Here is a 24,333-nt window from a genome sequence, read left to right as displayed (position 1 = left end):
CTGTTTGCTCGTCCACACCTTCGCCCGTTTCACTCTGAAATTATGCTACCCGGCATGAAAATCGGACTGGCGTTGAGGATCGATGGATTACCACGAGCCGGGAGTCGGACTCGGGCAGATGATCGAGGGCCACAACGTGGTCGAGGGGTAACGAGACGTTGGCCTGAGCCGTCGTGCTGACCCGTTGTCACTCCTGCGCCGCGATCTGGCGGCACGAAGTTTTGTAACATGCCCCAATGCGATGAACGCGCGTGACAAGGCGTGGGTCTGCGTCGCGGGGTCTCGTCGCCTTAAATGTCAGCCTAATGAAGACGCACGCCGTTTGAGCGGTTCGGGCTTCTTTCCGTCCGGCAACAGTTGCTGATGATGATCGTGAACGACGTCTGCGCTGAACGGCTTCCTCACGAAAACTGCGCCTTCCGGCAGGTCGTCGGCTTTCGGTTCAATCTGTCCGGACGCGATTATGATACCAATTTCCGGCCAGGACGCTGCGCACTTTTGGGCAAGATAAAAACCGTCGAGTTCGCTTGGTGGCATCTGGACGATTTCCGGGAAAAGGCTGCCAGGGTACCTTCCTATGGAGGAAGGATGATCCGCAGTACACGGGTACCGCCACCTATATTTCCATCGTCCCCAATGCCCGGATCGTGTGGTGTGAAGTTGTGCAATCGGGAGGCTAGACCTTTGGCGGCGCGTCTTATCACCACATTGCTCGAAGATCGGGACGGCGGAACCAAGGTCCATATGATGGTTCAGGTAATGTCGTTCTGCGGCGACGCAATGATCCGAGGAACAGAAACCGGGAACAACGCCTCACTCTACAATCTGGTCAGGCTTGTATCGCGATAAGCTGGCTCTATCGACAAACCTTGATTTGGCAGGCGCTTGTGCCAAGCGGGCAGCGGGCCACCCCTGGCGTAAGTTTGCTTTGAGACGCCGTTGCCACCGGCTGCCCGCACGCGCATGGCACGGATCGTGTCTTCGCTGGCTGAGAGGCTCCTCCAGCCAGCGTCATCACGCAGGCACACGTGCAACTGGACGGACCTGCCCTTGATAGAGGCGATGTCGACGTGGATCACAGTATCAAGCGTCAGAGGCAAATTCGCATGACAGCCGGTGGGACGGGCTCCGTCGATGCGAGCTTGGAGAATTATGTGGACTGCCTGTCACTTTTGTCGTGGCGGACGTGGCTTGCAGATTCTGCTGAGCCGCCATTGTCCTGCTGTTTCAACGAAAACTGGGAGGGCCGGCAAACGGACATAACTGTTTCGCGCAGCCAGCGATGCGCAGGGTCGGCTTCCGTGCGGGGATGCCAGAACGCGACGACGGCGATCGCCGGTGTTTCCACCGGCAGGGGGAAGCTTACCAACCCTTCTTCGAACTGTGGGTCGGATAAGCAGGATTGCGTCACCAGCGCGACGAGATCGGACTGGCGCGCAATCCTAAACGCATCGGGGAAGCCCGGCACCACGGCCACGATCTCGCGGGTAAGGCCGAGCGCCTCAAGAGCGTCATCGACCGGCCCTGTGAATTGCCCGCGCCGTGACACGACGACATGCCGGGCGGCGGTATATCGCTCAGGCGTCACCGGTGCTGAGAGCAGCGGATGCTCGTTTCGGACAACGCCGACAAAGCGGTCGCGAAAGAGAAGATGCGTTCGAACCTCGGGCGCAAAGTCCCCCAGCACTCCAATTTCCAGATCGATCGTTCCGTCCCGGAGCGGACCTGCCTCTTTAACCGACTTTGGCGCAAAGCGCAGTCGCGCATGGGGAGCGGTCGCGACCACCGCGGCCACTAAGGGAGCGGAAAACAAGGCGATGAAACCTTCATTGGCCCGGATCGTGAAGGTCCGCTCCAGAGTGGCCAGATCGAGGGTGGCGTCCTGCGGGCTGAGAACGGCGCGCACATCGCGCGCCAGCACATGAACGCGCTCACGCAGGGCGATGGCGCGTGGCGTTGGTACCAGCCCACGACCTGCCCTCACGAGCAGAGGATCGCCGGTCGCGGTACGCAATCGGGCAAGCGTCCGGCTCATGGCGGATGCACTCAGGCCCAATCGCCGCGCTGCCGCCGTTACACTGCCTTCTGTCAGAAGCGCATCGAGTGCCGGCAAAAGATTGAGGTCAATGGTGTCCATCGAAACACTCTATCCGATACCCGACAGATGGATAGCGCTTCATGCAACAATAGTTTGCATCCTATGCGTCTGGCGCATTTTATTTGCGGGGAGGATGATGGCGTCCGACACCAAGAAGGAACAGTGAGATCATGACCTCGAACCATGCAAACAAAACCAATAAAACCACACTCATCGTCGGCGCATCGCGCGGACTTGGCCATGCAATGGCGGCGGAATTTTTGGCACGCGACTGGAATGTGATCGGAACGGTGCGCGGACCTGATCGAACATTGTTGCATGACCTCAGCGATGCACATCCAGGCCGTGTCGAAATTGCTCAACTCGACATCACGCGGCCGGATGAGATCGCAGGGTTGCGTGATTGGCTGGCAGAGACACAGGTCGACATCCTGTTCGTGAACGCTGGTACGGCGAATACCAATCAGGATGAGACCATTGCGGAGGTTTCAACCGATGAGTTCATCCGCGTGATGGTCACGAATGCACTCAGCCCCATGCGGGTGGTCGAAGGCTTGCAGGACTGTGTGACGCCGGCTGGCCTGATCGGCGTCATGTCGTCCGGGCAAGGCAGCATTTCCAACAATACCAATGGCGGTCATGAGGTCTATCGCGGCTCCAAGGCTGCGCTAAACCAATATATGCGCAGCTACGCGGCTCGCCATGCCCACGATTCTCGCTCCCTGGTGCTGATGGCGCCAGGCTGGATACGCACCGGGCTCGGCGGCCCCGATGCGCCCTTTGGTATGGAAGAAACCATACCGCAAATCGTCACCACGCTTCTCACACAGCAGGGAAAGCCCGGTCTTCGCTATCTCGACCGGGAAGGACGTGACGTTCCGTGGTAACAATCGTCGAAGGCGCACGCCTTTTCGGCCCAACACTGTTCGAACTTTTTATCGTCAACCGCCGTCGCTTCTACGCGTTAGCGCGGTATTCTCCAGAAACCCGAAACGAAGCGTGGCACGCTCGGCGGCTATAGCGTATTGCGGAGGGAAATCGGCGGTATTTGGCGCACCCGACAGGATTCGAACCTGTGACCTTTGGAATCGGAATCCAACACTCTATCCAGCTGAGCTACGGGTGCCCTTAAGACGCGGTTTCGAGTCGCGTTTTAATATGGTCGGTTTCTTAAACCAGCTTTCACGTCTCTTCAATCTTTAAAATGCCGCTGGCTCCGACCAAAGGCTGAAAGGTGAAGAAGCATGATAAATCATCTGTTATATGTCACATCTTTGGATTGCACCCAATTTCTTGCGGGCGTAAATTAACAGTCGGCGTTTTTTCGAAGACTGAACCGCAATTACCCGGGCGCAGCGACGCTTTCTGGGAGTGTTCTAAAGGGTGTCGGAGACTGAATTAATGATGCATTTACAATATATTGGTTATCGACGCTAATATTCAGTCCTTCAGTATAGAAGCGGCGCATGGCGATCAGCGCTCTATAAGTTTTCGCTCCTTCAAAGACTAGACCGCTGGATTAATTACTATTAAACATTGTTCTAATAAACATATTTCAACAGCTTCCACTATATGACGATTGTCGACAGGAGACCGGGATGACTTTGGATATCGCTTTCGAGCAAGGTCGGGCGAAGGGGAAATATTCGGAGACGAAAGAGTCGTCTCCTGATCAGTCCAAACGTGCGAAGCTGGATATCGACTACTCCATCCTGTCCGATGCAGTGCTTTATCGGCTTCGTAAGGCACAACTTGCAGTGGTCAGTGAGTTTAACGAAAATCTTCTCGGCTACGGTCTTCGGCCGGCAGATTTTTCCGTTCTTGTCGTCGTGTCCAACAATTCCGATCTAAAGCAGAGCGATGTGGCTGAAGCGCTCGGCATTCAGCGGGCGAATTTCGTCGCGATCATCGACGGGCTTGAGGAGAAGGGGCTTCTGAGCCGACGCAAATCCCTGACCGACCGGCGTGTTCATTATCTGGAAATGACAGAAGATGGGAACGCCCTGCTCGACGATATCCAGCGGGTATGGAAGGCGCATGAGGACAAGGTAGTTCGCAGGCTGGGCGGCGAGAAAGCCCGCGATCAGCTGGTCGGCCTGTTGCGCAAGATCGAAGAGTGATCATCACTCATCGCCCCCGCATTTAGGAACGATGACGAAGCGGTGCCGGTGCGCACCGTTTTTGTTTTATAAGAGTTCTTTACGCGTGAGCTGAGATAGCCTGCGCAACCGGTATCGGTTAATTTTCGGGTGGAAGAAGATTTCCGATCGATCACAATCCAGTTGAACGTTCGATTATCCTCCCGCTCTCACCTTTGCGGTCTTGCATTCTGCCGCCTCTTGGGGGGATATGCTGCCCGAACGCGCTGATCTCGAGCTTGCGCCGGTTTCTTTACGGAGAGGCGCGCGTGGCACGATGGAGAAACCATGCTTTTTATCGACACCAACCACCCCATGTATCGTCCGCTCTGGGTGCGGCTCTTGATCGTCGGCGCCTGCGCTGGCTGGGCAGTCGTTGAATTCGTCAATCATGAACCCTTCTGGTCGACGCTTGTCGGTGGACTGGCGTTCTATGCTGCCTATGCGTTGCTGCTGACCTTCAAGCCCTCCGTGGATAAGCCTGAAGAAACCATTTCGACATCAGAGCAGGATTGAAGGATCAGTTAGCGACGGTTTACGCCCTGTAATTCCAGAAGCCGGATGGCCTGATCGATAAGGAGATTGGCTGCGGTCATGCGTAGATGGGCGTTCTGGCGAAATGCGGCGGACACCGCATCTGGATGATTGAGCCGCGCGAAGCGGCGGCGCTTCTCGGTCAGGCTGTCCAGCGTATCGTGTTCGCCAATGCCAAGCTCATCGCTCACCTCGGCGAGCGATGTCTTCTGCAGGTAGGCGGGCATGACGGCTGGAGGCGGGTCTTCTATCTCTTGTGCCGGCACGGGCCCTTCCAAGAGTGGCGCATCTTCCAGAAGGTCGAGATAGGCCGAGAGCGGTCGATTGTCCGCCTCCATCTCCGGCATGTCGGATGTCTTGAGTGGGCCAGGATCGAAGATGATGCGGCGGCTCAAGATTGCCGGATTTTCCTCCTCGGGCAGTTCTTCCGCTTCGCGCTCAAGGCGGGTGACAACAGACTGAAAAACCGACTGGCCGAAAAGCATGACGTTCCCACTCTTTTAAGGTCGTATCATCGTCTTTCGAAACTTAATTCCGAGTTTCGTGACGATGATGTAAGCGCCGAACCTTTGTCGGGCTGATTGCGGGCATGCGCGGTGGTGGCGCCTCGGTAGACAACCATCGCAATGTTGCCCGAGGCTTAAGTATCATGCGCTTTTGCGGCTTTCATCGAGTATCAGGTCATAGAGAAGCTGCGCACTTGGAGGCAATACCCGGTCTTTGACCGTCAGCAGGCTGAAGGGTTTGACGCTCAGTTCGAAATCGGTCGGCAGAATGCGAATCTCGCCTATGGGGGCGTGTTGGCCGGACACGAATTCAGCCATTTCCAGCGCCAGTGGCGCGATCGCATTGGTGGCGGAAACGATGGCGAGTGTCAGCACGGTGGACGGCGTGTTGATGATATTGCGCGGCAGCGAAACGCCATGCGACAGAAAGACATCCTCGATCGTGCGCCGAAGCAGCGTGCCTGGGGGCTGGAACACCCAGTCGTAATCGCAAAGGTCCTCTAACCTCGCCGGAGGGTTCTGGAGCAACGGATGATTCTTGCCGACCAGAAGACAGGCGCGCTCGATGCCGATTTCATGGGCGTTGAACAGAGCCGGGTCGAGATCGTCGGGAATGCGGCCGATGACGAAGTCATGCCGTGCGGCCAAGAGCTCGCGTGCGAGAATATTGCTGGTTTCCACCTGAACGCTGATCTCGATGCCGGGATAGATGTCCATCGCCTTGCGCAAGGCCGGCACCACCATGCTGATGGCTGGAGCCGTGACCGAGCCGATATAGACCGATCCGCCGCTTCCCGATTTCATCTGCGCCAGTTCGCGACTCGCCTCTCGGAGCTCCAGCAGAATCTTCTTGGCGCGTGTTGCCAGGGCTTTTCCAAACTTGGTTAACACCACGCCACGCGATGCCCGCTGGCAAAGCGGGCTTTTCACAATGGCTTCCATTTCCGACAGGATTCGCGATGCGGCTGGCTGCGTCATGTTGAGCGCGGTCGCGGCCGCGCTGACCTGACCGTGTTCTTCTACCATCACAAGCATACGTAGATGGGTCATTTTCAACCCTGCGCGCAACAGGGGGTTGTCTTCTGTGACGGAGGGAAGCTCACTCAGATTTGTTTCATCCCGTTCCATTTTTCGTGCCTTCTGAGCCGTTAACGCGCCCGACAAAAATTTATATCGATTTAATATACCAAAAAAGATATAGGAAAAGAGAGATATTCTATTTGACAGTTATATGGATTCAGAACAGTTTGCACCTCATGCCGGGGAGGAGCGGTGAAAGACGGAATAGCTCAGGGAGCCCGTTCGAGTAAGCTCGATTCTTCACTACCGCGCATGGATTTGACGGCAGTCTGTAAGGATACAGGTGCCTAAAAGGGTTCCAAGGGAGAGAGTTCATGAAATCCATCATTTCGTTGTTTGCTGCCTGCGCCATCGGCGCTGCAGCATTTGCGTCGCCCGTCTGGGCGCAGGACAAGGGCACGGTCGGTATCGCCATGCCAACCAAGTCCTCGGCTCGCTGGATCGACGACGGCAACAACATCGTCAAGCAGCTGAAAGACGCCGGCTACACGACCGATCTTCAGTATGCTGACGACGACATTCCGAACCAGCTTTCCCAGATCGAAAACATGGTCACGAAGGGCGTCAAGGTCCTCGTTATCGCTTCGATCGACGGCACGACTCTGTCGGACGTTCTCAAGCAGGCTGGCGAACAGGGCATCAAGGTTATCGCCTATGACCGCCTGATCCGTAACAGCGGCGACGTCAGCTACTACGCAACCTTCGACAACTTCCAGGTTGGCGTTCTGCAGGCAACCTCTATTGCCGACAAGCTTGGCCTGAAGGACGGCAAGGGTCCGTTCAATATCGAGCTCTTCGGCGGTTCGCCGGACGACAACAACGCGTTCTTCTTCTATGATGGCGCGATGTCTGTCCTGAAGCCTTACATCGACAGCGGCAAGCTCGTCGTGAAGTCCGGCCAGATGGGCATGGACAAGGTCGGTACGCTGCGTTGGGATCCGGCAACGGCCCAGGCTCGTATGGACAACCTGCTCTCCGCTTACTACACCGACGCCAAGCTTGATGCGGTTCTGTCGCCTTACGACGGCATCTCCATCGGTATCATCTCCTCGCTCAAGGGCGTAGGTTACGGTTCCAAGGACCAGCCGCTGCCGGTCGTTTCCGGTCAGGACGCTGAAGTTCCGTCCGTCAAGTCCATCATGGCTGGCGAACAGTACTCGACCGTCTTCAAGGACACCCGCGAACTCGCCAAGGTTACCGTCAACATGGTCAACGCGCTGATGGAAGGCAAAGAGCCTGAAGTCAACGACACCAAGACCTACGAAAACGGCGTCAAGGTTGTTCCGTCCTACCTGCTGAAGCCGGTTCTCGTGACCAAGGACAATGCTGAAAAGGTTCTGGTTGGAAGCGGTTACTACAAGGCCGACCAGCTGAAGTAATTTCTTCATGATCGTGACGGGGAGCGACGTGATCGTCGCTCCCCGTTTACCCACATAAGAACGCCGGATTGTACGGCGCAGGATTGTGATATGGACAACACCATTCTCGAAATGCGCAACATCACCAAAACGTTTCCGGGCGTGAAAGCGCTGCAAAACGTGAACCTCAAGGTTCGTCAGGGTGAGATACATGCGCTCGTCGGCGAGAATGGCGCGGGGAAGTCGACCCTTATGAAGGTCCTTTCCGGCGTTTATCCCGCTGGCACCTATGACGGCGAAATCCACTACGAGGGTGAGCTGCGCAATTTCCGCGCCATCAACGACAGTGAAGATATCGGCATCATCATCATTCACCAGGAGCTGGCGCTCGTGCCGCTTCTATCGATTGCAGAAAACATTTTTCTCGGCAACGAGGTCGCGCAGAACGGCGTCATCAGCTGGCAGCAGACATTCACGCGCACACGCGAGTTGCTGAAGAAGGTCGGCCTGAAGGAATCGCCCGAAACGCTCATCACCGATATCGGTGTCGGCAAGCAGCAGCTGGTGGAAATCGCCAAGGCGCTGTCGAAGAGCGTGAAGCTTCTGATCCTCGACGAGCCGACCGCATCGCTGAACGAAAGCGATTCCGAAGCGCTGCTCAACCTCCTGATGGAGTTCCGCACGCAAGGGCTGACCTCGATCATCATCACCCACAAGCTGAACGAAGTGCGCAAGGTGGCCGACCAGATTACCGTGCTGCGCGACGGCATGACGGTGAAGACGCTCGACTGCCATAAGGAAGAGATCAGCGAAGACGTGATCATCCGCAACATGGTGGGCCGCGATCTGGAAGACCGCTATCCGCCGCGCGATGTGCCGATCGGCGAGACCATTCTCGAAGTCAAGAACTGGAACGCCTATCACCAGCAGCACCGCGATCGTCAGGTCCTGCACGATATCAACATCAATGTCCGTAAGGGCGAGGTTGTCGGTATTGCGGGTCTCATGGGTGCAGGTCGCACCGAATTCGCCATGAGCGTGTTCGGCAAGTCCTATGGTCACAAGATTACCGGCGATGTTTTGATCCACGGCAAGCCGGTGGATGTGAGCACCGTTCGCAAGGCGATCGACGCCGGCCTGGCCTACGTGACCGAAGACCGCAAGCATCTGGGTCTCGTCCTGAACGACAATATTTTGCACAACACGACGCTTGCCAATCTTGCCGGTGTCTCGTCCGCTACCGTCATTGACGACATCAAGGAAATGCAGGTCGCGTCGGATTTCCGCAAGCGCTTGCGTATTCGCTCTTCCGGCATCTTCCAGGAAACGGTCAATCTGTCGGGCGGCAACCAGCAAAAGGTCGTGCTGTCCAAGTGGCTGTTCTCCAATCCGGACGTGCTTATTCTGGACGAACCGACGCGCGGTATCGACGTCGGCGCGAAATATGAAATTTATACCATTATCAACCAGCTTGCCGCCGACGGTAAGGGCGTTTTGATGATCTCATCGGAAATGCCCGAGCTGCTTGGCAACTGCGACCGCATCTACGTGATGAACGAAGGACGGATTGTCGCCGAATTGCCGAAGGGAGAGGCGAGCCAGGAAAGCATCATGCGCGCTATCATGCGCTCAGGGGAGAAGAACTGATGAGTTCGACCAACACATCCACCGAAGAGAACAACGTCGTCTCGGTCGGCTCGTATATCCGGTCCAATATCCGCGAATACGGCATGCTGATCGCGCTCGTCGCCATTATGCTCTTCTTCCAGTTCTACACAGGCGGCATTCTCTTCCGTCCGGTCAACCTGACCAACCTGGTGTTGCAGAACTCGTTCATTGTCATCATGGCGCTCGGCATGCTGCTCGTCATCGTGGCGGGGCATATCGACCTTTCGGTCGGCTCCATTGTCGCCTTTGTTGGCGCGATAGCCGCGATCTTGACCGTGCAATGGGGCATGAACCCGTTCCTGGCCGCGTTGATCTGCCTTGTCATCGGCGGCATCATCGGTGCGGCGCAAGGATACTGGATTGCCTACCACCGCATTCCGTCCTTCATCGTGACGCTGGCGGGCATGCTGGTATTCCGCGGCCTGACACTGTTCGTTCTGGGCGGCAAGAACATCGGTCCGTTCCCGTCCGATTTCCAGGTCATCAGCACGGGCTTCCTGCCTGACATTGGCGGCATAGAAGGCATCAACACCACCTCGCTGATCCTGACGGTTGCGATTTCGGCTGTTCTTCTCGTGCTGGCCTGGCGTCGTCGTCAGGTCAATGAGAAGCACGGCATCCAGGTTGAGCCTTTCGGCTTCTTCCTGGTGCAGAACCTGCTGATCGCCGCTGCGATTATGTTCCTCGGCTACAGCCTGTCGACCTATCGCGGTCTGCCGAACGTTCTGATCGTCATGCTGGTGCTGATTGCGATCTACAGCTTCGTGACCCGTCGCACCACGATCGGTCGTCGCATCTATGCGATGGGCGGCAACGAGAAGGCGACGAAGCTTTCCGGTATCAATACCGAACGCCTGAGCTTCCTGACCTTTGTCAATATGGGCGTTCTCGCTGGTCTCGCCGGTATGATCGTGGCAACGCGCCTGAACTCTGCAACGCCGAAGGCTGGTGTAGGCTTCGAACTGGACGTGATCGCGGCCTGCTTCATCGGCGGCGCGTCCGCTTCCGGCGGCGTCGGCAAGATCACCGGTGCGGTCATCGGCGCCTTTATCATGGGCGTGATGAACAACGGTATGTCGATCGTCGGTCTCGGCATCGACTTCCAGCAGATGGTCAAGGGCCTTGTGCTGCTGGCTGCCGTGTTCTTCGATGTCTACAACAAGAACAAGGGCTGACCGTCAGGTCCACCCGCACCTATAGAACGACAGCAAGTGGCCGGTTTCCGGCCACTTCCATGAGGCGGCGGCGTTTCATGACGCCCAGGAAGGAACAATCATGCTGATTTCTCAAATCAAGGATGCCAGCGGCAAGATCATCGTCGCGGCACGCGAGGGCGGCGAGCAGGCTCGTGCGGTCAACAATACAGATTCGGTCTATGCGCTGGCGATGGAAGCTGCCAATGGCGGCAAGTCGCTCGCTGAGGTAATTGCGGCCCACGGGTTTGGCGATGCGGTCGATCTCGAAAAGGCCTATTCCGAAGGCCGCTTCCTGCCGCCGATCACCCATCCGGATCCGGCGCATCTGCATCTGACCGGCACAGGCCTGACGCATCTCGGTTCTGCCGCCACGCGCGACAGCATGCACAAGAAGACTTCGGAAGCGTCTGACGAGACGCTGACGGACTCGATGAAGATGTTCAAGATGGGCCTCGAGAACGGCAAGCCGAAGGCTGGCGAAAAGGGCGTACAGCCCGAATGGTTCTACAAGGGCAACGGCCACGTCTCGGCAGCCCCGGGTGCAGCGCTCGTCTCTCCGTCTTTTGCGCTTGATGGCGGCGAAGAGCCGGAGATGGCCGGTATCTACGTGATCTCCGACAAGGGCGAGCCTGTGCGCATCGGCTTTGCCGTGTCGAACGAGTTCTCCGACCACGTGACCGAGCGGATCAATTATCTCTACCTCGCTCACTCCAAGCTGCGCCCCGCAAGCTTCGGTCCGGAAATTCGCGTTGGCGCACCGCCATCCGATATCCGCGGCACGTCCCGTATCCTGCGCGACGGCAAGGTGATTTTCGAAAAGCCGTTCGTTTCCGGTGAGGACAACATGTCCCACACCTTCGCGAACCTCGAATATCATCACTTCAAATACGGCTTGTTCCGCGTTCCGGGCGAAGTGCATGTTCACATGTTCGGCACGGCCACGCTGTCTTTCGCGGATGGCATCAAGACCGAAGCTGGCGATGTGTTCGAGATCGAAGCCGGTGGCTTTGGCCTGCCGCTGCGCAACCCGCTGAAGGTTGCCGAGGAAGAGACGATCACGGTTCGCCAGATTTAGCGGGCAGGGCGGTTTTCTTATCGGATGCCGTCCGTCAGACTTGACGAAGAGGGCTCGACGCTTAGCGTTCGGGCCCTTTTCTTTGTCAGAGCGCACGTCCTCTTAGATTGCCCATAGGCCTGCTTCTCCCACTTCGACAGAATTGCCTGCGGGGTCGCTGACGTAGACGGAATAGGTGCCATTGTCCCACCTGTGATAGAGGTCGATCTCAACACCCTTGGCGATGAAGTGATCGCGCCACGCATCGACTTCCGATCTGTTCTCAGCTCTGAAGCACAAGTGTCCGGCACCATTTGTGCCATGGCGCGGAAGAGGATTACCACCGTCCGCAATGCGTGAAGTCTCCGGGTTGAAGATCAGCAGCATCTGCTCGCCGCAGCGCAGGAAGACAAACTGGTTCTCGATCGTCCTGACGACTTCCAAGCCTATGATGTCGCAATAGAAGCGCTCCGCAGCATCAAGATCTGTGGCGTAGATCACGGTTTCAAGGATGGCCTTTGGTGGTTTCATCGTGCGGTTTTCTTTTGATCAATGGTGTGTTTCGCTCAAGCTAATGCGATTTGACAGGATGGCCGAACCTCAACCGGAGCGGCTCGTGTATGTCACGACTGCCCGGCTCGTTGGCAACGCATCTTTTTCGACTATCTTACTACGATGAAATCTGCACCGTGTACCCCCTGCATTTCGCTCCCGCTCTGACGCGAGGGGCGTGGCGCGTCAGAAGCTGACGGCTTCCGGCGTTGGTTTCGTTTGCTCATGCGAACGAGAATTGACCATGCAGGAGGATTCCATGGAGAACTATTTCCAGAGCCCGTTCAAGGGCGTCACGCTCGACAAGCAGGTGACCAACCCCAACATTTCCGTTGGTCGTTACAGCTACTATTCGGGTTATTATCACGGCCACGGCTTTGAGGATTGTGCGCGCTATCTCGTGCCGGATGAGGGCGCCGATCGATTGATCATCGGCAGCTTCTGCTCGATCGGTTCGGGTGCTGCTTTCATCGTGGCGGGAAACCAGGGCATCGGCATGAATGGATCAGCACATTTCCATTCTATTGGATGCCTGAGGTACAGGCCTTCCGCGACGCGAAGAACGGATATCTTCCCGCCGGTGACACCGTCATTGGCAATGATGTATGGATCGGTTCGGAGGCAATCATCATGCCGGGCGTCCGTGTCGGCAACGGTGCTGTCATCGGTACACGCGCGGTGGTGACGCGTGACGTCGAGCCGTACAGCATTATCGGCGGCAACCCGGCGAAGGTCATTCGCAAGCGGTTTAGGGATCGTGAGATCGCGCTACTGGACGAAATGGCATGGTGGGATTGGTCGGATGATCGATTGTCCTTTGCAATGCCGATCATCACCAGTGGTGATGTGGAGGCTTTGTACCGCTACTGGCGGTCGCTAGAACTCAGAGGTTGGCGCGATTGAGGTCCGCTATGAGATGTGGGCGGGCCTCAAACTTTTTGCAGTGCTTTCTCGGCGACAGAGCATCTTGCGCCCTTAAACTGCACAAGAGAGAGCGGGGCGTAACGCGAAAACAACTGAAGGGTATACTGCCAGACGATGGGGAGCTTGGGTCGTGCCTGCTCCTTCGCAGCAGGGCTTTAATGAAGAAGGTGGCGCTACTCCAATGTGATGCATCGATGATCGCTTTAGTGGGGCATGATGGCGTGCTTCAAGCCATATCGGAACCATTGATTGACCGTTTGTTCGACAGAGGGCGCGACCAGCCTTGCTACGTCCGGTATCATTCTCGCGTCTGGGAGATTATCACATCACAGGATACCGAATTCTAGGTCACTCAGAGAGCAATGGGAGCGGTGTATAGGCACGCATTCCCGTTGCGCCAGTTTTTTGTCGTCCATCTATTTTCCGCAATACAAAAGAACAAAGGGAGTATATGCATAGGCGATGGACACGACTGAGCACCGGCGTATTGAGCGTGAGATCAGCGAATTGGTATCTGGTGCCGATCCGTTTGCGGCAGCAATCCGCGCATCCCGGATGCCGATGGTCATCACTGATCCGCGCCGAGCTGACAACCCGATCGTCTTTGCAAATGACGCATTTTGTAAGCTGACGGGGTATGGCCGCGAAGAAATTCTCGGCAAGAACTGCCGCTTTCTTCAGGGGCCAGCCACCAATGCTGACGATGTTATCCGTCTGAAGCGGGCAATTGCTGAGCGAAAGGCTATTGAGCTCGACCTTCTGAACTACAGGCGGGATGGTTCCGTCTTCTGGAACCGGCTGCTTGTGTCGCCTGTCTTCGATGGCGAGCAACTGACCTATTTTTTTGCCTCGCAGTTCGATGTCACGCGGGAGCGTGCGATCAAGACAATCCGGGATCAGGAAGATTATCAGGTCGAGTTGCAACGCCGGATCGCCGAGCTTATCGCCAATGAGGAGCGCCTGAGCTTCACGCTCAAGGCGGGCAGCCTTGGAACATGGACGTTGGATATCCCATCGCAGCGGCTCTCATGCTCCGCTCTGTGCAAGGCGAATTTTGGCCGCAACCCGACAGACAAGTTCGATTACGATGACCTGAAGGCCGCCGTCCATCCCGGCGATCGTGAACGTTGGCAGGAAGCGGTGGCCTCGGCATTATCGTCTGACGGCAATCTGCAGATCGAATACCGTGTCAACCTCCCGGATGGCGAGGTGATCTGGGTCGAGGTCAGGGCTGAGACGAAGTTCGGGGCTGACGGTCAACCGTTGATGATGAACGGCATTTCGATGGACATCACGGCGCGTAAGGCAGTCGAGGCGGAGAAGGCGGTCATTGCCCAGGAGATGGGCCATCGCATCAAGAACATGATGGCGACCGTGCAGTCTATCGTCAACCAGTCGATGCGCGGTGATTTTGATGTCACGACGATGCGCAACAACATCACGAGCCGCCTGGATGCGCTTGGACGGTCTCATGATGTGCTGCGGGGTAGGGACTTTCTCTCAGCCAATATCAGGGCTGTCATCGAACGCGCGATTGAACCCTTCGATGCGGGAAAGCGTTTTGTTATCTCAGGTCCAGATTTCCTTCTGTCCCACCAGGGGAGCAACACGCTTGCGCTTTCGCTGCATGAACTTGCAACAAATGCGGCCAAATACGGTGCGTTGTCGACGAGTGAGGGAAGAGTCATCATCGATTGGAGGATCGATGGCGATGAGTTTCACTTCGCGTGGGTTGAAAGCGGAGGCCCTGCCGTGAGCCCGCCGAAAAAATCAGGTTTCGGCACCCGCTTGATCAGAATGCTTGGGCTGGGGCTGACTGGCAAAGCCTCTATCGATTATAACGTAACGGGCGTCGTCTTCACGGCATCAACAAACCTGGCTTCGCTCTCCGAGATCTGAGAGGTAAATTTGCGCCGGGGCCGTCTGTCTCTCGGCACGGAAAATCCTTCTTTCAGTGCCTTTGCGCTGCCGGTATCGGGAATAGTATTTCGCCGTAGCGGGTCGAAGACGTCCCCGCAGAAGCGATGAAACAAGCCCGCATTTAATCTCTGGTCGTTTCTCGGATATCATCATCCTTCCTCATTCAGGTTCATGATCTGCGCACGGAGCAACGTATGCGAAAAAGAGAGTTCCTCACCGGAGCAGTCACATTGGGTATCGTTGCGGGAATGGGAGGCGAGCCTTTGATAGCGCAAGACGATAGCGTGGATGTGTCAGCACTTGCAGCATTGCGACCGGGCATGCCGGGCGCGGCAGTTGAGAAGGCCATGGGTACCGCCTGGCGCGCCCCTGCGCCGCATAAGGGTGGGGTGATCGACATTCTGGAAAACACCTATGGGGTGATCGTGCGACTGGATCGTACCGGTCGGATTGGAACGATCACGTTCAACTCTCGCTTCGATCAGACAATAGCGGGTGTACCCATGGGCATCAGCCTCAAAGAATTGCCATCTGCTGTCCCCGACATGAAGGTCGGTGAGGAAAGTAAGGTCCTGCGCGGGACGCGCTACGGCACAATGCGTCTTCCGGAGGGCATTTTGTCTGCGCGGATCAGCAATGGAAATCTGTACGAGATTGAGATTTCCAACCCCAAGGCCGAATATACAGAACCGACTGCCCCACCATACCCGGTTGCCAAGGGCGCCCCCGGCGCTCCGTTTTCCGATCCCAATTTGAAGCTCGTTGTCATGTCATCGCTGTTGCGATCCAAGCTGCTTGACCTTGGCACTCCAGAGCAACTTGCCAGCCATGTTCTTGGCCGACAGGTCGATCTTGAGCAGGACGGGTATGACCTTATACCGCAGGCGCTTGATTATCTTGTTCGCTACCCCCTGACGCCTGAGCTCCTCGATGCCGTCGACAGGGTACAATTCGATGGCGGGGAAGAGATTTATCCCTATGCATGGTATTTCTGGGGAGGTGAAGAGACTGTTTTCGACGTTAGAGACACATCGGATATTGGCCTCTGCGTCAATCTGAAAGCGATTTTTGTCACGTCGATGATTAACAGTTTCGATCTTCAAACACTTGTGCCTTTGCACAAACTTGAATGGATCGACATCAACGTTCCAGCCGAAAATATAAAAGCTCTGCTCGATATCCGGTCGCTCAAGAAGGTCGAAGGTCTTTCCCGTGATGCTGACAACAGGGACGTTCTTGAAAAACTGAAGAGCAACGGGGTGCAAATATACTGATCGCTCAGCGACGCTCAGGTGAAGGCTCGCACTCGTGATGCAGGCGCGGGCCCACCCTCAGTTAGAGGTCTTGGAGCTCTTCGTTAACAAGGAAGCATCTTGCAACTCTGAACGCCTGTCTTCTCGGCATCTGCGCAAGACTGATCATCCGGCATCTCTGCTTCGTCCAGGCGCTGTAGCAGGTGCGAGAAAAGTTCGTCGGTCTGCACAGATCTTCGCGATGCAGGGCGAGAGGTTTGCTTTATGGCGTCATGGCTCAAAAATCTTGCCAATCGATATTCTTGTCCGGTCACGAATTCTGTCCCTGTGTTCCCCACGCTGAGAACAGTTCTGAGTGGACTAGGTTCCGCGGATATGCGGTGTGCAACGTGAAAAGCAGGATCGCGCCCAAAAAAAGGGCGCCGTTATGGTTTCACGGCGGTTACATGCAGCCAGTCGGTTGGCTTGTTGTCGTAGCCGCCGCCTTCGGCTTCGTCGATAGTGACTGAGGTCCAGGAACATTGCTGGTAGACCTCCAAAAGCCACTCGGGAGAAGGATAATTGTAGAAGCGGTCGAGATCGTCGCGGCCTTCAGCAGTGCCTGCCTTGTAGCTGGCATAGAACACGCCCTTATCTTTCAAAGCAGCATGGATGCGGGCGATGATGGACGGAAGCGTGGCACGGGGCACGTGTAGCAGGCAGGCATTGGCCCAGATTCCATCATAGGCGTTTTGCTCTTTAATATCCTCAAAGAGCAGCGTGCTGGTCGCAACGCCGAGACGGTCTTGGGCAGCGCGGGCCATTTCAGGCGTACCGTCTGTGGGGTGAACGTCGAAGCCGAGACCAAGCATGGCCTCACTATCCTGACCTGCGCCGCAGCCCAGTTCAAGAATACGACCGCCCGCTGGCAGGATGGCGAGAAAGGCCTTCAGGCGAGGGGAGGCCTCTTCGCCTCGGGTCGTATAGGCAGCAACTTCTCGGGCGTAAAAATCGATCGTATTGTCGTCGCGGGCTGTCATGGACCGTGTCTTCCTAGTGGTACCTTCTTAAAGGAGAAGCGGTTTAGCACGTCTGTCCAACAATCTCCAAGTCCGCCATCCGTCTGAAAGCTGTTCAGGGCTTGGGGGCTTTTGCGAGGCTGGCACACGAAGACCGTCTAAGCGCTTGACGACATCAAAGCCTTCCAACCATGATCTGGCCAAGTCGTAAAACGGTCTGTTGCGTTTTGGCAATCAAGCGGTGGGAACAATGACGAATGATGTGACGCTGACGTCCTACGCGGGCCTGGATGACCGTATCGCCATTATCCGGGCTGGCGATGAGGTCGACGCTGTGTTCGTCGGGACCGAGCGTTTCAACGTGCTGATCGATACGCTGGGGACACCCAGCCAGTGTCGTCACGCGCTGGATCTGCTTGCCGATCGGATGCAGGGTCGGCCTCTGATCGTTGTCAACTCGCACATGGATTGGGACCATTTCTGGGGCAATCGTGCAGTCAGTGGTGCGCCGATCATTGCGCATCAATCTGCAATCGAGCGATTGCGCGATCCGTCTGCGCTCCACATGCTTGAACAGAAGAGAACGACCGAGCCCCGCTTTCACGAGGTCGAGCTTGTGTCACCGACATTGACCTTCAGCGGCGAGAACATGACGCTGCATGGCGGCGATCTCAGCCTGCATCTTTTGCACACGCCTGGACACACGCCAGATCATCTTGCCGTTTGGATCCCCGAGATCGAGACGTGCCTGGCGGTGGATGCGGTCGAGCATCCCATTCCGGAAGTTTGGAGCAGCGCGCCTGACGATCTGCGCAGTCTCTGCTCCTCGTTGAACCGCATTCGCAGCCTGAAGCCGAAGCAGCTTGTTCTTGCGCATGGTCAGACGAGTGACCCCGCCGTCTTGGATCGCAACATTGCCTATTTTGAAAACATTCAAGAGGCCGTGGCTCTACTTCCTGCTTCTGCTCTGGAACACGAGGCTCTGCATGAGCGTGAAGGAATGAGGCTGGAAGACTTCGTCGATATTCCAGCGGGTATGTCTTTGGAAGCAATAGAATTTTATAGACGTTGCCACAGCTCCAATCTTGCGGCCGCCATAGCGTCGAGACAAGCAATGGTAGCCTTCATCTAGCATTTACTGACAGGTCCTAAGTTACTTGGATAGTCTATGATATAACATCAGTACGAGCGGTGAACCGTCATGCAAGTGGTCAGTCCCCTGGAAGATTTTCCAGGAGTAGGAACTGTTGCAAATCCTGCAGTGTTCTTTGATGGAAGTGACGCTTTCGTCTCTTATGAAGCCTCCGTACGAGCGGGCGGCGGCAACGTGGTCCTTAGATTTATCGACGTTATTGACATTAAGATCACGCCAATGAACGTGGAAGGTCTGAACGCTTGTAGGTACCGGATCAATCCGTGGGCATTTAACGAAATTATCGGTGTGGAAGAGGTAGCAAAGTGGAGTGTTTTGCACGCGAGGCTTTGGCTGATATCTTTCAATGATCTGATGATCGAAGTTATTTTCGAGGCTGTTACATTGGTCAGCCATGACAACGTATACAGGTCTCCGCACCTAGCTTTAGCCGGCGTGGTTAGAAACGACGGCCTAGCATTCTGACTTCATCCACAGACTGCGTAATCCTTGCTAATACCCCTAACTCTGCGACTGACTTTGGCTCTGGGACTCATGCACGGTGACGGACACGCTCAGGCTTTCGCCGGAGACGCCGACGCGCATGCCGGAGACGGGGGCGCAATCGCGGTAGCAAAGGCCGGTGGCGATGCGGACGTAACGCTCGTCCGGGCAGATCTTGTTGGCGGCATCGAAGCCCACCCAGCCGAGGCCGGGAAGGTGAGCTTCACCCCAGGCGTGGGTCGCGACCTGTTCGTCCACGCCTTCCATCATCAGATAACCGGAAACATAACGGGCAGGGTGGCCAAGCACCCGCGCTGCGGAAATGAAGATGTGGGCGTGGTCCTGACAGACCCCCTTGCCGGCCTCCAGCGCCTGTTCGGCCGAGGTCTCGGTGCCGGTGCTTCCGGTTTGGTATGCTACTTCAAGGTGGATCAGCGCCATCAGTTCGTGAAGACGTTCGAGCTCGGTGCTGCCTGAACTTTGGCGGGCGATATCCCGTATGAGCTTGCCGGGCTTGGTCAGCGGCGTGTCGCGCATGAAGAGCCAGAGCGGGGCGTTGCCGATATGCGGGCCGAAGACGCCTGCCTTGTCCTTCGTTTCGACCTCGCCGCTTGCCGTAACCTTGACGGCGCGGCTCGGACCTTCGCTCTCCACAAGCTCGACGCGATTGCCGAAATGATCGTCATAGGCCACTTCGACGGTCGCGCCATCGACGGCGACGTCCCAGTTCAGCACCGTCTGCATCGGTCCACTGACCGGCGTCAGGCGAAGGCGCTGGAGGGAATATGGCACCGGCTCTTCGTAAAGATATTCGGTTGTGTGGTTGATTTTCAGACGCATTCGCCCTGTGTCCCCGTCTTGTTCCGCTTACTGATAGAAGCGATAGCCGTCCGTAATTTCCTGCCCAAGCTGGCCGTTTCTATTGACGAAAGCTTCCAGAAACTCGTGCAGGCCCCGGTCCATCACGCGGTCGATGGTGGTTTCCTTCAAAGTCGACAAAATGGCGTCGGATGTTTCGTGCGCCTTGTGCCGCTCTCCGTAGTCTTTGGCGAGATAGCCGAGGTTGCTGACGATCTTCTCATAGCAGTAGGCAAGAGAACGCGGCATGCGGGCGTTGAGAATGAGGAAGTCGGCAATATTGGCGGGCTTGTATTCCGCGTCGTAGACCCAGCCATAGGAGCGATGGGCGGAAACGGAGCGCAGGATCGATTCCCACTGCGCATTGTCGAGGGACGAGCCGACTTGCGCGGCCGCCGGTAGCAGCACGTAATATTTCACGTCGAGAATGCGCGCCGTGTTATCCGCTCGTTCGATGAACGTGCCGATGCGCGAGAAGTTGTAGAGATCGTTGCGCAGCATCGAGCCATGGAAGGCGCCGCGCACCAAGCCTGCCCGATGCTTGATGACGTCGATGACATGCGGCATTTCTGCCGGTTTGAGGCGGCGTCCAAGCAGGCTCTTCAACTCGATCCAGAATTCGTTGGTCGCTTCCCAGGTTTCGCGCGTCAGTGCGGTGCGCACCATGCGGGCATTGTTACGGCCGGAGTCGATGCAGGACATCACGCTCGACGGGTTGCTCTTGTCGCGCAGGAGATAGTCGATCGCATCGGCGGACGTCACCTTCTCATTGCTTTGGAGGAAAGCTTCGCGCACGCCCGCGCTTTGCAGCACGCCGTCCCAATCCTCATCCGCACTGCCGCTTCGCGTCAGCGAGACACGCAGGCCCGCATCGACGAGGCGCGCAATGTTTTCGGCCCGCTCGATATAGCGGAACATCCAGTAGAGCCCGTTTGCAGTTCTTCCCAACATGGCTCAGTCCTCCAGTACCCAGGTGTCTTTGGTGCCGCCACCCTGGCTGGAGTTGACCACGAGCGAACCCTGCTTGAGGGCCACGCGGGTCAAGCCGCCTGGAATGATTTTGACCTTGTCGGACACGAGCACATAGGGACGAAGATCGACATGGCGCGGTGCGATGCCGTTCTTCACCATTATCGGGACGGTGGAGAGAGACAGTGTCGGCTGGGCGATGTAATTGTTCGGGCGCGCCCGCAGCTTGTCGGCAAATAGCGCGCGTTCTTTCTTGCTGGCGGTCGGGCCCACCAGCATGCCGTATCCGCCCGAGCCATGAACTTCCTTGACGACGAGATCGGCCAGGTTGTCGAGAACATATTTCAGGCTGTCCGGCTCTGAACAGCGCCAGGTCGGCACATTTTCCAGAAGCGGCTTGCGGCCGGTATAGAACTCGACGATTTCCGGCATGTAGGAGTAGATCGCCTTGTCATCGGAAATGCCCGTACCTGGCGCATTGGCAATGGTAATGTTTCCGGCGCGGTAGACATCCATGATGCCGGGAATGCCGAGCGCGGAATCCGGGCGGAAGGTGAGGGGGTCGAGGAAGTCGTCATCGACGCGGCGATAGAGAACGTCGATCGCTTCATAGCCTTGCGTCGTGCGCATCTTCACTTTGCCGTCCATGACGCGCAGGTCCGAGCCTTCCACCAGCTCCACGCCCATCATGTCGGCCAGGAAGGAATGCTCGTAATAGGCGGAGTTGTAGATGCCGGGTGTCAGGACTGCCACGCGTGGCTTGCCCTTGCAGCCAGGCGGCGCAAGTGAAGCCAGCGACTGGCGCAGAAGATAGGGGTAATCCTCGACGCGCCGGACCCTGTTCTCGTGGAAGAGTTCGGGGAACATCTGCATCATGGTTTCGCGGTTTTCCAGCATGTAGCTGACACCGGAAGGCGTTCTGGCGTTGTCTTCCAGCACATAGAACTGGTCTTCGCCGGTGCGCACGATATCTGTACCGACGATATGGGTGTACACACCGCCGGGCGGCCTGAAGCCGATCATCTGCGGCAGGAAGGCCTCGTTCTTCTCGATCAGTTCGCGGGGAATGCGACCGGCCTTGATGATTTCCTGCTTGTGGTAGATGTCATCGAGAAAGGCGTTGAGCGCAATGACGCGCTGCTCGATGCCCTGGGCGAGCTTGCGCCATTCCTTGCCGGAAATGATGCGCGGGATGATGTCGAAGGGGATAAGCTTTTCGGCGCTGTCGGCGTGGCCGTAAACGGCAAAGGTGATGCCGGTTCTGCGAAAGATGTTTTCAGCGTCTTTCGATTTCTGGATCAGGTGCGCCCTGTCCTGGCGGCTGTACCAGTCGTTGTAGTTTGCGTATGGGCTTCGCGGCGTTGAGTCCGCATTTATCATTTCATCAAATGCCAACTTTCAGGTCCCCTTTTTGTACATTTGAATACAATGCCCGAAGCAATGCAAGCCGGATGAGAGGGCGGCGATTTAGATTTTTTGGTGTGCCGCCGTGACGCAAAGTGGCTGAAAATAAAGCAATCTTTCACGTGTAGCATTAAAATGCGGCAGAGCCTGAAAAGTTCAAGTGATACCACCGAGTGAGTTCCAAATTTGGGAGGAGGTGCCAAACTATCTTTGCCTATAAAATAGGCTCGACTTGTCGGCGGATCTTTCCATTAAAAGTTGGGAATAGCGTCGCAGAACAGTTCTGTTCGCTTTTGCAAACTCGCTGTGACCGTAAATTGAGGTCGTGTCATGTGACCCTTAACTATCGATTGCAGATATTAGGCGTTTGTTAACCATAAAATTATACCTCTCGTTAAATCGAAAGATTCGTTGCGGCAGGGGGTAATATGTCGATTTCGCGTCGTGGTGTTCTGTTTGGATTGCCACTTTTCCTGGCAGGTTGTGCAAGTATCAATCCCGCGGGCCAGCGGCAGAATTATGCAGCTTTGCCAAATGAACAATATCCTATGCCAGCCATGCCGCTTGAGAAGATCAAGCCGGAACTGCGCCGCCAGGAAGTGGCCTACGAGACCACCTATCCGGCCGGTACCGTTGTCGTCGATACACCGGCACGCCGCCTGTACTTTGTGCTCGGCGGTGGTCGCGCGGTGCGCTATGGCGTTGGTGTCGGTCGCCAGGGTCTGGCGCTGAAGGGCAATGCCTATGTCGGACGCAAGGCCGAATGGCCAAGCTGGACGCCGACGCCTAACATGATCCGCCGCGAGCCGGAGCGGAACCTGAGATATGCCGGTGGCATGCCAGGTGGTCTTAACAATCCGCTGGGTGCGCGCGCTCTTTATCTTTATCGCAACGGTAATGACACGATGTTCCGTCTGCACGGCACCAACCAGCCGCAGTCGATCGGGCACGCGATGTCGAGCGGGTGTATCCGCATGCTCAACCACGATATCATCGACCTGTACGAGCGCGTTCCGGTCGGTGCCCGCGTGGTTGTAATTCAGGCCTGAAGCATCTCATTAACGCCCTGATCCGGCGCTAGAGCGGCTTCGTTCAACAAAGAAGGCGTCCCCGATGATGTAATCGGTGGGGGCGCCCCGAACCTGATACGAAGGTATTCGCATGTGCCGTTTCTTGGCCTATTCCGGTTCACCTGTCTGGCTCGACACGCTTCTGATCGAGCCGGAAAGCTCGCTGATCAGCCAGTCGCTTGCCGCAAGGGAAGCAAAGACGGTGGTGAATGGCGACGGGTGCGGGATTGGCTGGTATGGCGAACGACCAGAGCCCGGCATCTATCGCGGCATCCTGCCCGCATGGTCGGACAGGAACCTGACCTCGCTCTGTCATCAGATCCGCGCTGGCATGTTTCTAGCGCATGTACGCTCTGCGACCACCGGCGGCGTATCGATGGCGAACTGTCATCCCTTCGGCTTTGGCCGGCACCTCTTCATGCATAACGGCCAGATCGGCGGCTATGAAAAGGTGAAACGCGCTATCGAGACGCATATTTCCGACGACGTCTATTGTTCGCGCGCCGGTAATGGCGATAGCGAGGCAATGTTCCTGATCGCGGCAGGCCTTGGTCTCGATCGCGACCCGGTCGACGCGCTTTCGCGCACCATCGAGATCTGCATGGATGTGGTGCTGGATGCCGGCGTGGACCAGCCGATCCGTTTTAGCGCCATTCATGCCGATGGCGAAAAATTGCATGCATTCCGCTGGTCGAGCGATGCGCGCCCGCCGACCCTCTATTGGCGCAACATCGGAGAAGGTATCGCGATCGCCTCCGAGCCTTTCGGCACTGGCGGAGAGATGTGGGAATTCATTCCGGCCAATACAGTGGCAACCGTCGTGAAAGGTAAGATCGAATTCAGCCCCTTCACCCCCTATTATCGGGACGCGGTTTTGATGACCGCATGAGCGCGGTCCAAGCATGCATTTATCTCAGAACATGTGGATAAATTTCTGGCTTTAACGCGTGCTAGCGGTTGAATCCTGCGAGCGAGCGCACAGAGTAGGCCGTCTTTTACAACTCAACGGGGAGTTGAGCCGAACTTTGGCGGCTTGTTTCTTTTTTGATAGCGCAAATGTGATTGTTGGACGCCAAATTTCGAGCCTATTGACGATGTGCAACCCTGAGCAAATGCG

The 24,333-nt window shown here is 56.5% G+C and carries 21 protein-coding genes, 1 tRNA gene and 1 pseudogene; 14 read left to right on the top strand and 9 right to left on the bottom strand.

The genetic code is table 11. From position 1 onward, the window contains the following. Positions 1-1,150: 1,150 nt before the first annotated feature. Positions 1,151-2,137: a LysR family transcriptional regulator gene (locus ACQZ5M_RS04035; protein ID WP_449079131.1), complete on the bottom strand. Its 987-nt coding sequence runs from the start codon at positions 2,135-2,137 to the stop codon at positions 1,151-1,153. Between the two features lie 131 nt (positions 2,138-2,268). Here ACQZ5M_RS04035 and ACQZ5M_RS04030 point away from each other — a divergent pair, with 131 nt between their 5' ends. Continuing rightward, the gene (locus ACQZ5M_RS04030; protein ID WP_449079130.1) at positions 2,269-2,985 is read left to right on the top strand and encodes an SDR family NAD(P)-dependent oxidoreductase; all 717 of its coding nucleotides are present in this window, start codon (positions 2,269-2,271) and stop codon (positions 2,983-2,985) included. A gap of 162 nt (positions 2,986-3,147) precedes the next feature. Here ACQZ5M_RS04030 and ACQZ5M_RS04025 read toward each other — a convergent pair. After that, a tRNA-Arg gene (locus tag ACQZ5M_RS04025) sits at positions 3,148-3,224 on the bottom strand. A gap of 472 nt (positions 3,225-3,696) precedes the next feature. Here ACQZ5M_RS04025 and ACQZ5M_RS04020 point away from each other — a divergent pair. Next, on the top strand, positions 3,697-4,218 hold the full coding sequence (locus tag ACQZ5M_RS04020) for a MarR family winged helix-turn-helix transcriptional regulator (protein ID WP_296096672.1): 522 nt from the start codon (positions 3,697-3,699) through the stop codon (positions 4,216-4,218). A 306-nt stretch (positions 4,219-4,524) separates the two neighbouring features. After that, positions 4,525-4,752: a hypothetical protein gene (locus ACQZ5M_RS04015; protein WP_296019980.1), complete on the top strand. Its 228-nt coding sequence runs from the start codon at positions 4,525-4,527 to the stop codon at positions 4,750-4,752. Between the two features lie 8 nt (positions 4,753-4,760). Here ACQZ5M_RS04015 and ACQZ5M_RS04010 read toward each other — a convergent pair whose 3' ends face one another. Together ACQZ5M_RS04010 and ACQZ5M_RS04005 are read right to left on the bottom strand one after the other, a co-directional pair. Further along, entirely contained in the window at positions 4,761-5,255 is a 495-nt protein-coding gene (locus ACQZ5M_RS04010; protein WP_296073648.1) for a hypothetical protein, read from the bottom strand. Positions 5,256-5,417: 162 nt separating this feature from the next. Continuing rightward, the gene (locus tag ACQZ5M_RS04005) at positions 5,418-6,404 is read right to left on the bottom strand and encodes a LysR family transcriptional regulator (RefSeq protein WP_296019975.1); all 987 of its coding nucleotides are present in this window, start codon (positions 6,402-6,404) and stop codon (positions 5,418-5,420) included. A gap of 266 nt (positions 6,405-6,670) precedes the next feature. Between ACQZ5M_RS04005 and chvE the strand changes: the two genes are divergently transcribed. The 4 genes from chvE (at position 6,671) to araD1 (ending at position 11,653) form a co-directional block, all read left to right on the top strand. Next, entirely contained in the window at positions 6,671-7,735 is a 1,065-nt protein-coding gene (gene chvE / locus ACQZ5M_RS04000) for a multiple monosaccharide ABC transporter substrate-binding protein (protein ID WP_296019973.1), read from the top strand. Positions 7,736-7,825: 90 nt separating this feature from the next. Continuing rightward, a complete protein-coding gene (gene gguA, locus ACQZ5M_RS03995; protein ID WP_296019970.1) occupies positions 7,826-9,361 on the top strand; it encodes a sugar ABC transporter ATP-binding protein GguA in 1,536 nt (511 codons plus the stop codon). Further along, entirely contained in the window at positions 9,361-10,557 is a 1,197-nt protein-coding gene (gene mmsB / locus ACQZ5M_RS03990; RefSeq protein WP_296019967.1) for a multiple monosaccharide ABC transporter permease, read from the top strand. Before gguA ends, mmsB begins: the two co-directional genes overlap by 1 nt. A 100-nt stretch (positions 10,558-10,657) precedes the next feature. Then, on the top strand, positions 10,658-11,653 hold the full coding sequence (gene araD1 / locus ACQZ5M_RS03985) for an AraD1 family protein (protein WP_449079129.1): 996 nt from the start codon (positions 10,658-10,660) through the stop codon (positions 11,651-11,653). Positions 11,654-11,755: 102 nt separating this feature from the next. Here the strand turns inward: araD1 and ACQZ5M_RS03980 are convergent, their stop codons facing one another. After that, complete coding sequence (locus ACQZ5M_RS03980) at positions 11,756-12,163, bottom strand: VOC family protein (protein WP_296102299.1); 408 nt, start codon at positions 12,161-12,163, stop codon at positions 11,756-11,758. A gap of 280 nt (positions 12,164-12,443) precedes the next feature. Here ACQZ5M_RS03980 and catB point away from each other — a divergent pair. The 3 genes and pseudogenes from catB to ACQZ5M_RS03965 all read left to right on the top strand — a co-directional run bounded on the left by catB (position 12,444) and on the right by ACQZ5M_RS03965 (position 16,302). Further along, positions 12,444-13,087 (top strand): annotated as a pseudogene (catB, locus tag ACQZ5M_RS03975) (type B chloramphenicol O-acetyltransferase). 483 nt (positions 13,088-13,570) lie between these two features. Beyond that, complete coding sequence (locus ACQZ5M_RS03970; RefSeq protein ID WP_296073639.1) at positions 13,571-15,007, top strand: PAS domain-containing protein; 1,437 nt, start codon at positions 13,571-13,573, stop codon at positions 15,005-15,007. Positions 15,008-15,222: 215 nt separating this feature from the next. Next, complete coding sequence (locus ACQZ5M_RS03965; RefSeq protein ID WP_449079128.1) at positions 15,223-16,302, top strand: DUF7256 domain-containing protein; 1,080 nt, start codon at positions 15,223-15,225, stop codon at positions 16,300-16,302. Between the two features lie 404 nt (positions 16,303-16,706). On the opposite strand, the gene ACQZ5M_RS03960 is transcribed toward ACQZ5M_RS03965, so the two are convergent. Beyond that, positions 16,707-17,300, bottom strand: coding sequence for a class I SAM-dependent methyltransferase (locus ACQZ5M_RS03960; protein ID WP_449079127.1), 594 nt, complete (start codon positions 17,298-17,300; stop codon positions 16,707-16,709). 229 nt (positions 17,301-17,529) lie between these two features. Here ACQZ5M_RS03960 and ACQZ5M_RS03955 point away from each other — a divergent pair, with 229 nt between their 5' ends. Continuing rightward, on the top strand, positions 17,530-18,411 hold the full coding sequence (locus ACQZ5M_RS03955; protein ID WP_449079126.1) for an MBL fold metallo-hydrolase: 882 nt from the start codon (positions 17,530-17,532) through the stop codon (positions 18,409-18,411). A 69-nt stretch (positions 18,412-18,480) separates the two neighbouring features. Continuing rightward, positions 18,481-18,897 carry a hypothetical protein gene (locus ACQZ5M_RS03950; protein WP_449079125.1) on the top strand — a complete coding sequence of 139 codons (417 nt, stop codon included), beginning with the start codon at positions 18,481-18,483 and terminating at the stop codon, positions 18,895-18,897. Between the two features lie 36 nt (positions 18,898-18,933). Here the strand turns inward: ACQZ5M_RS03950 and ACQZ5M_RS03945 are convergent, their stop codons facing one another. Genes ACQZ5M_RS03945 through ACQZ5M_RS03935 form a run of 3 tightly spaced genes read right to left on the bottom strand, consistent with a single transcriptional unit; the run spans position 18,934 to position 22,137 of the window. After that, positions 18,934-19,755: a transglutaminase family protein gene (locus tag ACQZ5M_RS03945; protein WP_449079124.1), complete on the bottom strand. Its 822-nt coding sequence runs from the start codon at positions 19,753-19,755 to the stop codon at positions 18,934-18,936. Positions 19,756-19,782: 27 nt separating this feature from the next. Continuing rightward, positions 19,783-20,724, bottom strand: a complete 942-nt coding sequence (locus tag ACQZ5M_RS03940) for an alpha-E domain-containing protein (protein ID WP_449079123.1) — start codon at positions 20,722-20,724, stop codon at positions 19,783-19,785. A gap of 3 nt (positions 20,725-20,727) precedes the next feature. Further along, entirely contained in the window at positions 20,728-22,137 is a 1,410-nt protein-coding gene (locus ACQZ5M_RS03935; RefSeq protein ID WP_296085115.1) for a circularly permuted type 2 ATP-grasp protein, read from the bottom strand. 437 nt (positions 22,138-22,574) lie between these two features. On the opposite strand from ACQZ5M_RS03935, the gene ACQZ5M_RS03930 reads away from it, so the two are divergent. Together ACQZ5M_RS03930 and ACQZ5M_RS03925 are read left to right on the top strand one after the other, a co-directional pair. After that, a complete protein-coding gene (locus ACQZ5M_RS03930; RefSeq protein ID WP_296019938.1) occupies positions 22,575-23,195 on the top strand; it encodes a L,D-transpeptidase in 621 nt (206 codons plus the stop codon). Positions 23,196-23,307: 112 nt separating this feature from the next. Continuing rightward, entirely contained in the window at positions 23,308-24,105 is a 798-nt protein-coding gene (locus tag ACQZ5M_RS03925) for a class II glutamine amidotransferase (RefSeq protein WP_449079122.1), read from the top strand. Positions 24,106-24,333: the final 228 nt, after the last annotated feature.

It is taken from the genome of Rhizobium sp. 22-785-1 (genome assembly GCF_053521965.1).
The sequence above is the reverse complement of the archived record's forward strand: the minus strand, read 5'-3'. Positions and strand labels throughout refer to the sequence as shown.

Excerpts from the sequence above, each read along its gene's own strand:
- ACQZ5M_RS04035 (WP_449079131.1), bottom strand. The coding sequence starts at position 2,137 with ATGGACACCATTGACCTCAATCTTTTGCCGGCACTCGATGCGCTTCTG.
- ACQZ5M_RS04030 (WP_449079130.1), top strand. The coding sequence starts at position 2,269 with ATGACCTCGAACCATGCAAACAAAACCAATAAAACCACACTCATCGTC.
- ACQZ5M_RS04020 (WP_296096672.1), top strand. The coding sequence starts at position 3,697 with ATGACTTTGGATATCGCTTTCGAGCAAGGTCGGGCGAAGGGGAAATAT.
- ACQZ5M_RS04015 (WP_296019980.1), top strand. The coding sequence starts at position 4,525 with ATGCTTTTTATCGACACCAACCACCCCATGTATCGTCCGCTCTGGGTG.
- ACQZ5M_RS04010 (WP_296073648.1), bottom strand. The coding sequence starts at position 5,255 with ATGCTTTTCGGCCAGTCGGTTTTTCAGTCTGTTGTCACCCGCCTTGAG.
- ACQZ5M_RS04005 (WP_296019975.1), bottom strand. The coding sequence starts at position 6,404 with ATGGAACGGGATGAAACAAATCTGAGTGAGCTTCCCTCCGTCACAGAA.
- chvE (WP_296019973.1), top strand. The coding sequence starts at position 6,671 with ATGAAATCCATCATTTCGTTGTTTGCTGCCTGCGCCATCGGCGCTGCA.
- gguA (WP_296019970.1), top strand. The coding sequence starts at position 7,826 with ATGGACAACACCATTCTCGAAATGCGCAACATCACCAAAACGTTTCCG.
- mmsB (WP_296019967.1), top strand. The coding sequence starts at position 9,361 with ATGAGTTCGACCAACACATCCACCGAAGAGAACAACGTCGTCTCGGTC.
- araD1 (WP_449079129.1), top strand. The coding sequence starts at position 10,658 with ATGCTGATTTCTCAAATCAAGGATGCCAGCGGCAAGATCATCGTCGCG.
- ACQZ5M_RS03980 (WP_296102299.1), bottom strand. The coding sequence starts at position 12,163 with ATGAAACCACCAAAGGCCATCCTTGAAACCGTGATCTACGCCACAGAT.
- ACQZ5M_RS03970 (WP_296073639.1), top strand. The coding sequence starts at position 13,571 with ATGGACACGACTGAGCACCGGCGTATTGAGCGTGAGATCAGCGAATTG.
- ACQZ5M_RS03965 (WP_449079128.1), top strand. The coding sequence starts at position 15,223 with ATGCGAAAAAGAGAGTTCCTCACCGGAGCAGTCACATTGGGTATCGTT.
- ACQZ5M_RS03960 (WP_449079127.1), bottom strand. The coding sequence starts at position 17,300 with ATGACAGCCCGCGACGACAATACGATCGATTTTTACGCCCGAGAAGTT.
- ACQZ5M_RS03955 (WP_449079126.1), top strand. The coding sequence starts at position 17,530 with ATGACGAATGATGTGACGCTGACGTCCTACGCGGGCCTGGATGACCGT.
- ACQZ5M_RS03950 (WP_449079125.1), top strand. The coding sequence starts at position 18,481 with ATGCAAGTGGTCAGTCCCCTGGAAGATTTTCCAGGAGTAGGAACTGTT.
- ACQZ5M_RS03945 (WP_449079124.1), bottom strand. The coding sequence starts at position 19,755 with ATGCGTCTGAAAATCAACCACACAACCGAATATCTTTACGAAGAGCCG.
- ACQZ5M_RS03940 (WP_449079123.1), bottom strand. The coding sequence starts at position 20,724 with ATGTTGGGAAGAACTGCAAACGGGCTCTACTGGATGTTCCGCTATATC.
- ACQZ5M_RS03930 (WP_296019938.1), top strand. The coding sequence starts at position 22,575 with ATGTCGATTTCGCGTCGTGGTGTTCTGTTTGGATTGCCACTTTTCCTG.
- ACQZ5M_RS03925 (WP_449079122.1), top strand. The coding sequence starts at position 23,308 with ATGTGCCGTTTCTTGGCCTATTCCGGTTCACCTGTCTGGCTCGACACG.